The organism is Allobosea psychrotolerans (assembly GCF_002917105.1).
GTDB classification, from domain to species: domain Bacteria; phylum Pseudomonadota; class Alphaproteobacteria; order Rhizobiales; family Beijerinckiaceae; genus Allobosea; species Allobosea psychrotolerans.
This window is the reverse complement of the sequence record NZ_PQFZ01000001.1, coordinates 417,326-430,295: the sequence shown is the minus strand read 5'-3', so window position 1 is coordinate 430,295 and position 12,970 is coordinate 417,326. Positions and strand designations below refer to the sequence as shown.

Below are 12,970 nucleotides of genomic sequence, written 5' to 3'. Positions count from 1 at the left end.
AGCGCCGGCCGGCAACTGGCTACGCCTCGGCCTGCAACCGTCAGAACATGTTGTTGCTGATCGCGCGCGGCACGAGCGAGATGCTGCCGTTCTGCTCCTTGTATTTCCGCGGGATGTTGATGATTCCCGACAGGTGGAGCCACAGGTTATTGGGCGAGATCGGCTTGTTGATGATCTCGTGCGCGCCGAGCTTGGCGGCATGGACGACCGAGCGGCGGTCCGGGCGCTCCATCATGACCAGCACCGGCGCCTTGGCGAAGGGCGAGGTCTTGAAGGAGCGGATCGAGGCGAGGCATTTGATGCTGCCTGAATCGGGCAAGTCCCAATCCAAGATCACGATGTTGGGCTGCTTCTGGATGAACATCGTCGCCGCAGAGGACAGGTCGGACGCCTCGAAGATGCGGTGGAGCTGCGCCTGGTACATCATCGTGCGGATGATGCGCCGATAATGCGGGCTCGCATCGATCAGCAGGACGGAGAGATTCGGGAAAGACGGCGCGATATGCATGACGCTTGCTCGATTCACTCACTCAACATGATGACCGCAGCGCTACGGCGCCGACAGTCGGAACTCACCTACCTCAAACGCTGAGCCCGAAACGGAACCCGCCCCAATGGCGGCCCTTGACCCGGATCGGGGCCGAGAGATCTTCCATCACCAGGAACTGGCCGCCGCCCATGTCGCGCCGATAGGTCTGCAGCAGGAACGGCTTCTGGTTGCGCGCCGCAGCCAAGCCGGTGCGGTCTGCGAAGATGCGCCGATTGCGGCAATTGGCGTTGTTCCAGACCGGATCGCGCCCCTGGGGATGCGAATATTTCTGGTTATGCGTCGGCAGGAAGCCGTTGCGATCGACCGCCGCGCAGAACACGATGCGGCGGTTCGAAGCCAGCAATGCCTCCTGGATCGGCGGCAGGATGCGGTCGGTCAGGCCGACGAAGCGCGTCATATGCTGCAGCGGGTCCGAGCCGGCGACCGGCCGATAGCCCTCGTCGAACAGCTCCGCCATCGTCAATTCGCCGCGCTCCAGCGCCTGCTCGAACAAGGCCCCGATCTGCCCGGCCGTCTCCATCGCGGTCGCGATCAGCTCCGACTGCGCGGTGCGTACGCCAGACGCGGCGATGGCGCCCAGGATCGCCTCGCTGATCGAGACGAGCGAGGCGGTGCGCTGCGCCGCGCGATCGAGATTCTCGCTCGACTGATCGACGCCGGCGACCAGCACCGTCAAATCCTCGCCGACCTTGGCGCAGGCAGCGGCGTTCTCGCGCGTCGGGTTCGAGATCGCGTCGATGTCGCCGATCAGCTCGACCACCGAGCGGCCGAAACTGTCGAGCTCGCCGACCTGCAGCGCGATGCTCTGGCTGCCCTCGCTGGCGCGGCGCGCTGTCTGGGCATTCTCCTGGCTCCGGCGCGCGAGCTGGTCGACCGATTTGACCAGTATGTCGAGCTGCTTGGCGCTCAGCGCGGTGGCGTCGCGGGTCTGCTCCGCCAGTTGCTTCACAGCAGCCGCGATGACGGCGAAACCGCGCCCGGCCGTACCGCTGCGCGCCGCCTCGACGCCGGCATTCACCGAAAGCAGCTGAATCTCGCGGGTAATGGACTGGATGGCGTCGCTCGACACCCTGACCTTATGGGCGTCGGAGACCGCCTCGGCCAAGGCCTGCGACATCGCCTGCGCGCCTTGCGACAGCGCCTCGATATCCGATTGCGCCGCGTTGAGCCCGACCCTGACCGCACCGGTGACGCGCTCCAGCCCGCTCCTGACCACTGACGCCGTTTCCTGCGCCCCCTCCGCCGCCTGCTGGATGGCGCGGTTGGCGCGCGAGACCTGCTCGACGGCGCTGACGACACGGTGCAACCCCTCGGCCTGCCCCTCGAGCTGGCCCGTCACATCGCCGATGCGGCCTGCGATATCGGTGATTTCGACGCCGAGCTTGCCGAAGCGCTCCGAGATCGCGCGCACGGCATGGGCGGCTCCAGCCTCAAGCTGCGCGTCCTCATTGGCCGGCTCCGGGACCTTCAGGGCGAGCGCATGCATGGCGGGGGTGACCCTCGGTCGCGAAATTTCCGCCCAGACTGTAACGAAACGCCGTAAACCCGCCGTTAATGCGCAGAACCGGCTCGGGAGCCATCGCTCACCGGGCCGCCTCGAGGCGGGCCAGCGGTCTTGCCGGCAGCAGGATCGTGCCCGAGGCCGCCACGACCAGCACGAGGCCGAGCCAGTCGCTCGGGCTCGGCCGCTCGCCGAGCAGCACGACCGAGCCGAGCACGCCGACCGCGGGGACCATCAGGGTGCCGATGCTGGCGATGCCCGCCGGCAACCGTGCGATCACGGTGAACCAGAGGAAATAGGCCAGAGCCTGCGCACCCAGGATGTGGAAGCTCAGGGCCGCGAATGTGCGCGGCGCCAGCATCCTGGGCGCGGGCAGCCCCTCGAAGAAGCACATGCCGAGCGCGGCGACGGCCCCGCCGATCAGGAGCTGCCAGGCGGCCACCGTCAAGGCCGGTGCCGAGACCGGCCAGCGCTTGGTCACGATCGTGCCCAGGGCCCAGCTCAGGGCGGCGATCAGCGCAAACAGCAGGCCGAGCGTCAGCCCGCCGGCACGGATCAGCGGCAGCCCCAGCGATGCGAGCCCGGCGATGCCGAGCGCGAGCCCGAGCAGCTTGCGCCGGTCGAGCGCCTCGCCCAGCCAGAGCCGCGCCAGCAGCGTCGCCCAGATCGGCATGGTGAAGGTCAGGATCGCCGCGCGCGAGGTCGGCGCCATCAACTGCGCGAAGGCGAGCAGGACGTTGAACGCAGCGATCGAAAGGAAGCCCGCCAGCAGCAAACGCGGCCATTCCGGGCGCCGCACGCGCAATGATTGGCCGCGCAAAAGTGCAACGACGACCAGGGTCAGCCCGGCGAAGGTCATGCCGCCGGCACGAAGCGTCCAGGGCGCGATCTCGCTGAGCGATATCCTGACGGCCGGCCAGTTGAAGCCCCAGAGCAGGCCGAGCAAGGGAACGAGAAGGAGCGTGCGCGCGTTGGTCGAACTCATGCCATGATTATGGCAGAGACGCGGTGCCGGCCGTCATGCGAAGTCGTCTGCGTCCTGTGCAGAAAAAGCGGCAGATGAGGTGTTCCGGAAAGCCGCCAGCACCGCAATCTTTTGAACGCCCCCCTCTGCATCCGCAGAACTGTTGCGTGCATAACGTAAAGGCAAGGCCGAGCCAGCAAGCCAATCGGCCCATGGAGGATGTCATGACCAACGCGACTTCGTTTTCCCGCCGCTCCCTGCTCGGATTCGGCGCGGCCGCCATGGCTGTCTCGGCCGCACCCAGGGTCTGGGCTCAGGCCGCGGCGCCAGCGGCTCCGGCAGGCCCCTTCTCATTGCCCAAGCGCGCTTACGACGCCAACGCGCTCGAGCCGAACATCGACGCGACGACGATGGACATCCATTACTCGCGCCACCACGCCGCCTATGTCGCCGGCCTCAATGCCGTTGCCAAGGACCACGGCGTCGTCGCCTCGACGCCGCTGCAGAAATTGCTCGGCGACATCGGCTCGGTTCCGGAAGCGGCCCGCACCGCGATCCGCAATGCCGGCGGCGGTCATGCCAACCACACCATGTTCTGGGAGGTCATGGGCCCGAATGCGGGCGGCGCGCCGACCGGCGACGTCGCGGCCGCGATCACCAAGGATCTTGGCGGCTTCGACAAGTTCAAGGCCGATTTCGAGGCTGTGGGCCTGCGCGTCTTCGGCTCGGGCTGGGTCTTCGTCACCGTCGGCGCCGACGGCAAGCTCGCCTTGCTCAGCAAGCCGAACCAGGACAGCCCGCTGATGGAGAAGCATATGGTCCTGCTCGGCAACGATGTCTGGGAGCACGCCTATTATCTGAAGTACCAGAACCGCCGCGCCGACTACCTGAAGAGCTGGTGGAACGTGGTCAACTGGGCCAAGGTCAATGAGCGCTATGCCGCCGCCAAGGCCGGCAAGCTGACCGTCTGAGCGCGCAACCGATTTCCGACCCCACCACGCCCGGCCGAAAGGCCGGGCTTTTTTCTGTCCGGGCTGCGGCTCCTCCCTGCCAAACATCGTCACCCCTCTTGCGCCTAGGCGCGGAAGTCTCTAATCTAGAATTATTCTAAACTAGAGATCTCACATGCTCTCGCGCTTCTCGCTGCCCGGCCTCACCGGCAAACGCCGCTTCGACGATCTGTCGGAGAAAGAAATCCTCGCACTGGCGATTTCCTCCGAGGAGGAGGATGGCCGCATCTATGCGATCTATGCGCAAAAGCTGCGCGGCGACTATGCCGCCTCGGCTGCGATCTTCGACGGCATGGCAGCGGAGGAGGACGAGCACCGCAGGCGGCTCATCGACCTCTACCAGCACCGTTTCGGCGACGTCATCCTGCCGATCCGCCGCGAGCATGTCTCCGACTTCTACACGCGCAAGCCGGTCTGGCTGATCGAGAATCTCGGCCTCGACCGCATGCGGGAAGAAGCGGAGGATATGGAGCGCCAGGCCCGCGACTTCTATGTCGCGGCGGCCGGGCGTTCGAGCGATATCGACACGCGCAAGCTGCTCGGCGAATTGGCTGCCGCCGAAGCCAAGCACGAGACCAGGGCGCAGGACCTGACCGCGACGCATCTCGACGGCGAGGCCCGTGCCGATGAGGACATGGCCGCCAAGCGCCAGTTCATCCTGACCTGGGTCCAGCCGGGCCTTGCCGGGCTGATGGACGGCTCTGTCTCGACGCTGGCCCCGATCTTCGCCACCGCCTTCGCGACCCAGAACCCCTGGACCACCTTCCTGATCGGCCTCTCGGCCTCGGTCGGCGCCGGCATCTCGATGGGCTTCACCGAAGCGGCTCATGACGACGGCAAGATCTCGGGCCGGGGCGCGCCCTGGAAGCGCGGTCTGGCCTCGGGCATCATGACGGCGCTCGGCGGCCTTGGCCACGCTTTGCCCTATCTGATCCCGCATTTCTGGACCGCCACCTCGATCGCACTGGTCGTCGTCTTCGTCGAGCTCTGGGCCATCGTCTGGATCCAGAACCGCTTCATGGAAACGCCCTTCCTGCGCGCCGCCTTCCAGGTCGTGCTTGGCGGCGGGCTGGTGCTGGCGGCGGGGATATTGATCGGCGGGGCCTAGGGTTCGCATGCAGAGGGCCCCCCGCCAGCGAGCAACCAAAAGGTTGCAGGTTGGGGCGACAATCGCTAATTGACGAGCAACCAGGAGGTTGCTCGTGATGTCAGATCGCATCGAAAAGAAGGTTCATCTCCGCGCATCGCTCGAACGCGTTTGGCAGGCCATCGCCGATTCCCGTCAGTTCGGCATCTGGTTCGGCGTCGTCTTCGACGGGCCGTTCGTGCCAGGCACCCGACTTGTCGGGCGGATCACGCCGACGCAGGTCGATCCCGAGGTCGCGGCAATGCAGAAGCCGCATGAAGGCAAGACCTTCACCTTCATCGTGGATCGCGTCGAGCCGATGCGGGCGATCGCGTTCCGCTGGCACCCCTACGCGGTCGATCCGAATGTCGACTATGACAGCGAGCCGATGACATTTGTCACCTTCGATCTCGCAGAAACGGCCGATGGCGTTCTGCTGACGATCAGCGAGTCCGGCTTCGACGCCATCCCGCTGAGCCGCCGCGCCGAGGCCTTCACCGCCAACGATGGCGGCTGGACGAAGCAGGCAGAGCTGATCAAAAAATACCTTGTCGGCACGTCGGCCGCCTAGCCCGCCATCGCAGGAAACCGACCATGTCGATCTCCGATCAGGCAACAGGCCATGCCGGCCGTAATGCTCTCATCTTTGCCGCTTTGGGAGACCCGACGCGACTTGGCATTATCACAGGGCTGAGCGCCCGCGGGCCGCTCTCGACCACGACCCTGACCTCCGCGACGCAGCTTTCGCGGCAGGCCATCGCAAAGCACCTTCGTGCGCTGGAGGACGCGGATCTGGTACACGGCAAGCGCGGTGGACGCGACAAGGTCTGGGAACTGCGGGCCGAGCGTCTGGAGGATGTGGGCGCCTACCTCACCCAGATTTCGGCGCAGTGGGATCAGGCTCTGGGGCGCCTGCGCGATTTCGTCGAGCTTGGGCGCGTCTAGAGCATTTTCGAGCGAAGTGGGCACCGGTTCGCGTGAAGAAAATCAGATAAAACAACGAGGTAGAGTATTTCCGCGATACGGAGAAACGCGGAAATACTCTAGACAAGCTTCTCCGGCGCCTTCGCCGCGCACACCCCGGCCAGCTGCAGCGCATAAGCCGCGCGCAGGCACAGATCCTCGCGCCAGGGCGCGGCGATCACCTGCACGCCGATCGGCAATCCCGCGCCGAATACCGGCACGGCCGCGACGGGCAGGCCGATGCAGGAGATCGGCTGGGTGAACAGGCCGAGATTGGGCCGCAGCGGCACGGTCTCGCCGCGCAGGCTCAGCGTCTTCTGGCCGATGTCCGGCGCCGGACAGGGCGTCGCCGGGGCAATGATCAGGTCGACATCGGCAAAGACCCGCATCGTCTCGTCATGGAACCAGCGCCGCGCCGCCTGCGCCTGGATGTACCAGGCCGCCGGCTGCATCGCGCCGGCGAGGAAGCGGTCACGCGTCTCGGGGTCGAAATCATCGGCCCGCGCCCGCAAGCGATCGAGATGGAACGCGGCGCTCTCGGCATTGGTGATCAGGAAGGCCGCGGCGCGGGCAATGCCCGCCCCCTCCAGCGCCAGATTGCGCGTGGCGCCAAGAGCCTCGGCGACCGCCTTCACCGCCGCATCGGCCTCCGGCATGCCGTCGGTCGCGAAATAGCCGCCGGCCACCGCGATGCGTAAGCCCGAGACGCCCTGCATCAACGTCGGCAGCGCCGGTTCGACTGCCCGCTGGGCGCAGGCGCGATCATGCGCGTCGCCTGCCTGCATCGCGTCATAGGCCATGGCGAGGTCGGTCACGTCGCGGGCGAAGGGGCCGAGATGGTCGAGCGAGTCGCAGAACGGAAAGCTGCGCGTACGCGGCAGGCGGCCATAGGTGGGTTTGAGCCCGAAGACACCGCAAAGCGAACTCGGCACGCGGATCGAGCCATTGGTGTCCGAGCCCAGCGACAGCGGAGCGAGCCCCGCTGCTGTTGCCGAACCGGAGCCTGACGACGAGCCGCCGGCCATACGGGCAAGATCATGCGGATTGCGGCAAGCGCCGTCATGGGCGTTCTCGCCGGTGAAGTCATAGGCATATTCGCCCATGTTGAGCCCGCCCACGAGGACCGCGCCGGCCGCGCTCAACCGCTCGATCAGCACGGCGTCGCGCGGCGCCGGCGCGCGTTCGCGATTGATCTTGGAACCGGCCCGCGTCGGCAGGCCCGCGATGTCGAAGAGATTCTTGGCCGCGAAGGGCACGCCCGCCAGAGGCCCGAGCGCCTTGCCCGCGGCGAGCGCCGCATCGATCCTTCGCGCCTGCGCCAAAGCCCGCTCAGCGGTGACGTCGGTAAAGGCATTGACCTGCGGATTGACCCTCGCGATCCGGTCGAGGAAGCCGGTGACGACGGTCTCGCACGAGACCGCGCCATCTCTGATCTGTGCCGCGATCAGATGGGCCGGCGTGAAGGCATCGAAACTCACGCAGGCTCTCCGTCACTGGTCCGCCCGGGCCGGAACACGGGCGCGAGTTCGAAGGAGGCGTCATCGAGCGGCGTAGCGCGCAGGATCTCCGACATCAGATGCGCGACACCAAGGAACTGCAGCACGCCGGGGCGCTGCTCCTCCGTGATCGTCAGGCCCAGCGCCGGGGCCATCGCGTCGAGATGGCGCGCGGCGTCGAAGGCAGCTTTCGTCTCGCTCATTCCGCCGGCTCCAATACGCCCTGCGGTTCGGAGAGCATGGGCTTGGGCACCTCGGCCTCAACGAGTGAGCGCGAGCAGAGATAGAGGAAGCCCGCCACCATCGCATAGGCGAGGCTGATCGAGGGCGTCACGCCGAGCCCCTTGCCGATGCCGATCGCCTCGCCATGCATCAAACCGAAATAGGTGAGGATGGCGCCTGCTGCCGCGAACGCCGCCGCGTGCAAAAACTGCTTCTCGATGACGAAGACGGCGATGGCGCCGAGCACGAGGCCCGACAGGATCGCGCCGCCGCCCATCAGTTCGAGCCCGTGATAGAGCACGCCCATATTCGCCATCTTGTCGATGCCGACCGCCGCCGCATTGGTGCCGGCGGCCCCGAGCGCTCCGTCGATCAGCACCTTGGCCCAGGCGGCGAGATGCGGCGTCAGCGCCAGCACGATCGCCGGTGCATGGCTCACCGGCGTGGTCTGGAAGGCCTGCGCGCCGATCAGCATGCCGATATAGAGCAGGATCGGCGAGATCGCGACGATCGGGATCAGCGCCAGCAAGAGCGCGATGACGCCGAACCAGCACAGTACGACGACGATCAGCCCGGTCGCGGCGGAATAGCCGATGCGCCCGCCCATCGCCTTCCAGCCGGGATGGCCGATATAGACCGCATTGATGAAGGGGTTGCCCATCAGGCAGCCGATCAGGCTGACGATGCCGTCGGCCGTCAGCACCCGCGTCGTCGGGTAATGGTCGCCCGCCGCCTCCGCGCTCTCGACATTATCCATCGCCTCGACGAGATCGTAGATGCCGAAGGGGATCGCGGTGACGAGAATGATGCCGAGATAGCTGAAGCCCGAGAAGACATGGTCGACCGCCGGCAGCGGCAGCGAGAAGCCGAAGGTCGAGAAGGCTGCTCCCAGCTTGGCGAGGCTCAGGCCACCGACATCGAGCCCCAGCAGCGCCGAGCCCCAGGCGATGACCATGCCGAAGGCGATGGCGACAAGCCCCGCCGGAATGCCCCTGGGATAGCGCACGCCGCCGAACCAGCTCACCAGGATGATCGCAAGGCAAGTGAGTCCGATCGCCGGCGTCAGGAATATCTCCAGCGCCGGACGCATCGAGATGAAGGCGATCGAGACGCCGGCCAGCGTGCCGAGCAGCGCCGCTCGCGGCGTGATCTTGCGGATATAGGGCGCGATGAAGCCGCCGATCATCAGGATGAAGCTCTGGAAGAAGACCCAGACGAGCCCCGCCTCCCAGCCCTTGACCGGATCGCCGGTCATCGAGGCGATCGGCAGCATGATCACGAAGGTGACGACGAACATATGCGGCACGCTGATGCCAGAGGGCAGCGCGCAGACATCGTCGCGGCCGGTCTCCTTCGCCAGCTTGTAAGCGAGCCAGGCATAGTAGCCGGTCGAGAGGGCCATCATCAGCCCAAGCGCCGGCAGGATGCGCCCGAAGACGATCTCGCCCGGCATCTTCAGCACGAATTGCAGCAGGCCGGTCAACACCAGCAGGTTGACCAGGATATTCGTGCCGAAGCCGAACAGGGCGTTCCAGTCGCCCGGAGTCCAGAGTTTCGGTGAGGTCGTCGCCGCGGTCGCCGTCGCCATATCCCCCTCCTGTGTTGCGCTCAGGCAGCGCGCCTGGCAGCACTGAGCGCTGCCAGCACCTCGCCTGTCGTGGAAACCCAGCCGAAAATCCCGCCCTGGGCCGCGATCATCGCTAGGCCCACCTCGTGGAATTCCGGGAAATAGGAGGCGCAGGCGTCGCCGAGCACGAGGCAGCGATAGCCCCGGTCATTCGCCTCGCGAACCGTGGTGTGGACGCAGACCTCGGTCGTCACGCCGGTGACGAGCAGCGTCTCGATGCCGCGATTGCGCAACATGAGATCAAGGTCGGTCTGGTAGAAGGCGCCCTTGCCGGGCTTGTCGATCACCGGCTCATCGGCCAAGGGCGCGAGCGCCGGAACGATATCATGGCCGGGCTCGCCCCGGATCAGGATGCGCCCCATCGGGCCTGCCGCGCCGATGCGCTGCTTCGGATCGCCGCGCAGAACCTTGGCCGGCGGCGCATCCGACAGGTCCGGCCTGTGCCCCTCGCGGGTGTGGATCACCAGCATGCCGGCCTCGCGCGCACCGGCCAGGATGGCCTGACAGGGGCCGACTGCCGCGGCGAGCAGCGAGACATCATTGCCGAGCGCCGCCCCGAAGCCACCCGGCTCCAGGAAATCGCGCTGCATGTCGATGATCACGAGCGCGGTGCGCGCAAAATCGACGCTGAGCGGAAAAGGCTGGGCTGGAATCTCGGACCGGCTCACCGAAAGCGCTCCCCTCACTGGCGAACGGAACGGGCTTTGCAAGGGCTATGCCTGAGAGCGAGCGAGCCTGCCCGACCGGGCCTCCCCCGTGAGGGACAATCATAAGATTATGGAATCACATGGAAATCAGAACGGCCATTTCGCCGGAACCGAAATTCTCCCCCGAAGCCGAGCCGGGCGCCGGAGCCGTCTATCGCGAATATGCATAATCTTTGCATGCATTAAGCCGATGAATGCCTGTTTTATAGCCCTTCACCGAGAGACCTTGCCGTGCCGACACTGAGCGCCCTCCTTGCCGACCATCTTGACGGCCGCGTCGCGATCGCCGAGACGATCGCCGCCAGCTATGCGCGCCACCGCGCCCATGGCGACGCGGCGATCTTCATCAGTTTGCGGCCAGAGGCCGAGGTTCTGAGCGAGGCGCAACGCCTCCAGGCCGAGGGTCCGCGCGGCCGCAAGCTCTGGGGCGTGCCGGTTGCGGTGAAGGACAATATCGACGTCGCCGGCCTAGCCACCACGGCGGCCTGCCCGGCCTTCGCCTATACGCCGACGGAGGACGCCAGCGCCGTGGCGCGGCTGCGCGCGCAGGGCGCGATCATCATCGGCAAGACCAATCTCGACCAGTTCGCCACCGGGCTGAACGGCACGCGCTCGCCCTATGGCGTGCCGCGCAACGCCTTGCGCGCCGATCTGGTTCCCGGCGGCTCCAGCTCCGGTTCGGCGAGCGCGGTCGCTGCCGGCATCGTCCCGGTTGCCCTCGGCACGGACACGGCGGGCTCGGGCCGCGTGCCGGCCGGACTGCAGAACCTTGTCGGCCTGAAGCCGAGCCTCGGCCTCGTGCCCACAGCCGGCGTCGTGCCCGCCTGCCGCACGCTCGATTGCGTCTCCGTCTTCGCCTTGACGACCGACGACGCCTTCGCGGTGCTCGAGGTGATCGCGGGACCGGATATCTCCGACCCCTTTTCCCGCCCTGTCCCTCTCGGCCGGCCGGGCGCGATCGCGCCGCAGTTCAAGCTCGGCATTCCAGGGCCCGCCGATCTCGATTTCGACGGCGATGCCGGGGCGGCCCAAAGCTTTGCGCTGGCAGTCGAACGCGCCCGGTCGCTCGGCGCGACGATCGTGCCGCTCGACATGACGCCGTTCTACGACACCGCCCGCCTGCTCTATGACGGCCCCTGGGTCGCGGAACGCTTTCTCGCCATCCGCGGCCTGCTGGCGCGCGACCCCGATGCGATCCTGCCGGTGATCCGGCAGGTCATCGCCGGCAAGCCCCTGCCGGACGCAGCCGATGCCTTCGCCGCGCGCTACAAGCTGGCCGAACTCGCGCTGGCTGCGAAGGCGGCCCTGAACGGCATCGACGCGATGATGGTGCCGACAGCACCACGCCCGGTCACGCTGGCGCAGATGGCGGCAGACCCCATCGGCCAGAACTCCATGCTCGGCCGCTACACCAATTTCGTGAACCTGCTCGACATGTGCGCGCTCGCCGTGCCGGTGAGCCTGACCGAAGGCGGCACGGCGGCGGGCGTCACCTTCATCGCGCCAAGCGGCCATGACGCGGCGCTGGCCGGCCTCGGCCGCGCCTTCCATGCCGCGTCCGGCCTGACCCTGGGCGCGACGGGCACGCACGCGCCGGCGCTGGCGGCGCGGCCCATCGCCCCCGCTCCCGGCACGTTCGAGATCGCCGTCGTCGGTGCGCATCTTTCCGGCATGCCGCTCAACGGCGAATTGGCAGCGCTCGGAGCGAGCTTCCTGCGCGCGACGACCACCACGGCCGACTACCGCCTCTTCGCCCTCCCCGGTGGGCCGCCGGCCCGGCCCGGCTTGGTGCGCGTCGCGCCCGGTCAAGGCGCCGCGATCGCGCTCGAAGTCTGGGCGCTGCCGGCGGAAGGTTTTGGCCGTTTCGTCGCCGGCATCCCCTCCCCGCTCGGCATCGGCACGCTCGCTTTGGCGGATGGCACGCGGGTCAAGGGCTTCCTCTGCGAGGCCATCGCCACGGAGGGCGCGCGCGACGTCACGGACTATGGCGGCTGGCGGGCTTATGTCTCGGCGCAGGTGAGCGCGGCGTGAGCCTCAGCGCGCCCCGGCATAGCTGCTGAACGCGTCGCGCACGATGCCGATATGGGCGCGCATCGCCTCGCTCGCGCCGGCCTGATCGCCGCGCAGGATCGCCTGCACGATCATGTCGTGCTCCTGATAGGAGCCACCCAACCGCCCCGTGGCGCGGAACTGCGCCCGGCGAAACGGCGCGACGCGCGCCCGCGTCATCAAGGTGAGCTCGGCGAGATAGCCGTTATGCGTGCCGGCATAGATCGCGGCGTGGAAGGCCTCGTTCGTCTCGTGATAGCGTGCCGGGTCGCCCTCATGCACGAGCTTGCGCAAGGCCTGGTGCAGCGCCTCGAGCCCGCGCCGCTCAGGAACCGTCATGTTGCGGGCGGCAAGCCCGGCGCAAAGCGCTTCGAGTTCCGCCATCACCTCGAACATGTCGTGGAGCTGGCTCGGCGTCGGCAGCGCCACGACCGCGCCGCGATGCGGCCTGACGCTGACGAGCCCGGAGCTTGAGAGCTGGCGGATAGCCTCCCGGACCGGCGTGCGCGAGACGCCGAAACGCGCGGCGAGCTCTTGCTCATCGAGCGGCGTGCCGGGCTCGAGCGCGCCCGAGACGATCTCGTCGGCAATCTGGAGCCGCAAGCTTTCCGTGCGCGTGCGCGGTGGGGCTGCAGGCTTAAGTCCAACGGCGGCGGCGCGGCGAGGCGGCATGGATCAGGACCGGGAATTCAGCGGAAGCGCAGCCACCTGCTTAGCAGGCCAGAGCGTGAGGGTCATGGCGCAGCGCAACCGGG

13 protein-coding genes are annotated in these 12,970 nt (G+C 67.3%); 5 read left to right on the top strand and 8 right to left on the bottom strand.

What is annotated here, in order from left to right; all coding sequences use genetic code 11:
- Positions 1 to 40: 40 nt before the first annotated feature.
- From CYD53_RS02115 to CYD53_RS02105, 3 genes are all read right to left on the bottom strand, one after another.
- Positions 41 to 508: a response regulator gene (locus CYD53_RS02115; protein WP_103716457.1), complete on the bottom strand. Its 468-nt coding sequence runs from the start codon at positions 506 to 508 to the stop codon at positions 41 to 43.
- Between the two features lie 73 nt (positions 509 to 581).
- Complete coding sequence (locus CYD53_RS02110) at positions 582 to 2,036, bottom strand: methyl-accepting chemotaxis protein (RefSeq protein WP_103716456.1); 1,455 nt, start codon at positions 2,034 to 2,036, stop codon at positions 582 to 584.
- A 97-nt stretch (positions 2,037 to 2,133) separates the two neighbouring features.
- Positions 2,134 to 3,036, bottom strand: a complete 903-nt coding sequence (locus CYD53_RS02105; RefSeq protein ID WP_103716455.1) for a DMT family transporter — start codon at positions 3,034 to 3,036, stop codon at positions 2,134 to 2,136.
- Positions 3,037 to 3,239: 203 nt separating this feature from the next.
- Between CYD53_RS02105 and CYD53_RS02100 the strand changes: the two genes are divergently transcribed.
- The 4 genes from CYD53_RS02100 to CYD53_RS02085 all read left to right on the top strand — a co-directional run bounded on the left by CYD53_RS02100 (position 3,240) and on the right by CYD53_RS02085 (position 6,096).
- Positions 3,240 to 3,986 carry a superoxide dismutase gene (locus CYD53_RS02100; protein ID WP_103716666.1) on the top strand — a complete coding sequence of 249 codons (747 nt, stop codon included), beginning with the start codon at positions 3,240 to 3,242 and terminating at the stop codon, positions 3,984 to 3,986.
- Between the two features lie 154 nt (positions 3,987 to 4,140).
- A complete protein-coding gene (gene mbfA / locus CYD53_RS02095; protein WP_103716454.1) occupies positions 4,141 to 5,133 on the top strand; it encodes an iron exporter MbfA in 993 nt (330 codons plus the stop codon).
- A 97-nt stretch (positions 5,134 to 5,230) separates the two neighbouring features.
- Positions 5,231 to 5,722, top strand: a complete 492-nt coding sequence (locus tag CYD53_RS02090) for an SRPBCC family protein (RefSeq protein WP_103716665.1) — start codon at positions 5,231 to 5,233, stop codon at positions 5,720 to 5,722.
- A gap of 23 nt (positions 5,723 to 5,745) precedes the next feature.
- Positions 5,746 to 6,096 (top strand): ArsR/SmtB family transcription factor, encoded by a 351-nt coding sequence (locus tag CYD53_RS02085; protein ID WP_103716453.1) that lies wholly within the window; start codon positions 5,746 to 5,748, stop codon positions 6,094 to 6,096.
- 98 nt (positions 6,097 to 6,194) lie between these two features.
- On the opposite strand, the gene CYD53_RS02080 is transcribed toward CYD53_RS02085, so the two are convergent.
- From CYD53_RS02080 to CYD53_RS02065, 4 genes are read right to left on the bottom strand one after another with little or no spacing between them, the layout of a single operon-like run.
- Complete coding sequence (locus CYD53_RS02080; protein WP_103716452.1) at positions 6,195 to 7,592, bottom strand: AtzE family amidohydrolase; 1,398 nt, start codon at positions 7,590 to 7,592, stop codon at positions 6,195 to 6,197.
- Positions 7,589 to 7,813 carry a DUF4089 domain-containing protein gene (locus CYD53_RS02075; protein WP_103716451.1) on the bottom strand — a complete coding sequence of 75 codons (225 nt, stop codon included), beginning with the start codon at positions 7,811 to 7,813 and terminating at the stop codon, positions 7,589 to 7,591. Before CYD53_RS02075 ends, CYD53_RS02080 begins: the two co-directional genes overlap by 4 nt.
- On the bottom strand, positions 7,810 to 9,420 hold the full coding sequence (locus CYD53_RS02070; RefSeq protein WP_245928036.1) for a regulator: 1,611 nt from the start codon (positions 9,418 to 9,420) through the stop codon (positions 7,810 to 7,812). Before CYD53_RS02070 ends, CYD53_RS02075 begins: the two co-directional genes overlap by 4 nt.
- A 20-nt stretch (positions 9,421 to 9,440) precedes the next feature.
- Entirely contained in the window at positions 9,441 to 10,127 is a 687-nt protein-coding gene (locus CYD53_RS02065; RefSeq protein WP_103716450.1) for a cysteine hydrolase family protein, read from the bottom strand.
- 270 nt (positions 10,128 to 10,397) lie between these two features.
- Between CYD53_RS02065 and atzF the strand changes: the two genes are divergently transcribed.
- Positions 10,398 to 12,197, top strand: coding sequence for an allophanate hydrolase (gene atzF, locus CYD53_RS02060; RefSeq protein WP_103716449.1), 1,800 nt, complete (start codon positions 10,398 to 10,400; stop codon positions 12,195 to 12,197).
- Between the two features lie 3 nt (positions 12,198 to 12,200).
- Here the strand turns inward: atzF and CYD53_RS02055 are convergent, their stop codons facing one another.
- The gene (locus CYD53_RS02055; RefSeq protein ID WP_103716448.1) at positions 12,201 to 12,887 is read right to left on the bottom strand and encodes a GntR family transcriptional regulator; all 687 of its coding nucleotides are present in this window, start codon (positions 12,885 to 12,887) and stop codon (positions 12,201 to 12,203) included.
- Positions 12,888 to 12,970: the final 83 nt, after the last annotated feature.

Excerpts from the sequence above, each read along its gene's own strand:
- CYD53_RS02090 (WP_103716665.1), top strand. The coding sequence starts at position 5,231 with ATGTCAGATCGCATCGAAAAGAAGGTTCATCTCCGCGCATCGCTCGAA.
- CYD53_RS02055 (WP_103716448.1), bottom strand. The coding sequence starts at position 12,887 with ATGCCGCCTCGCCGCGCCGCCGCCGTTGGACTTAAGCCTGCAGCCCCA.
- CYD53_RS02105 (WP_103716455.1), bottom strand. The coding sequence starts at position 3,036 with ATGAGTTCGACCAACGCGCGCACGCTCCTTCTCGTTCCCTTGCTCGGC.
- CYD53_RS02070 (WP_245928036.1), bottom strand. The coding sequence starts at position 9,420 with ATGGCGACGGCGACCGCGGCGACGACCTCACCGAAACTCTGGACTCCG.
- mbfA (WP_103716454.1), top strand. The coding sequence starts at position 4,141 with ATGCTCTCGCGCTTCTCGCTGCCCGGCCTCACCGGCAAACGCCGCTTC.
- CYD53_RS02115 (WP_103716457.1), bottom strand. The coding sequence starts at position 508 with ATGCATATCGCGCCGTCTTTCCCGAATCTCTCCGTCCTGCTGATCGAT.
- CYD53_RS02075 (WP_103716451.1), bottom strand. The coding sequence starts at position 7,813 with ATGAGCGAGACGAAAGCTGCCTTCGACGCCGCGCGCCATCTCGACGCG.
- CYD53_RS02085 (WP_103716453.1), top strand. The coding sequence starts at position 5,746 with ATGTCGATCTCCGATCAGGCAACAGGCCATGCCGGCCGTAATGCTCTC.
- CYD53_RS02100 (WP_103716666.1), top strand. The coding sequence starts at position 3,240 with ATGACCAACGCGACTTCGTTTTCCCGCCGCTCCCTGCTCGGATTCGGC.
- CYD53_RS02110 (WP_103716456.1), bottom strand. The coding sequence starts at position 2,036 with ATGCATGCGCTCGCCCTGAAGGTCCCGGAGCCGGCCAATGAGGACGCG.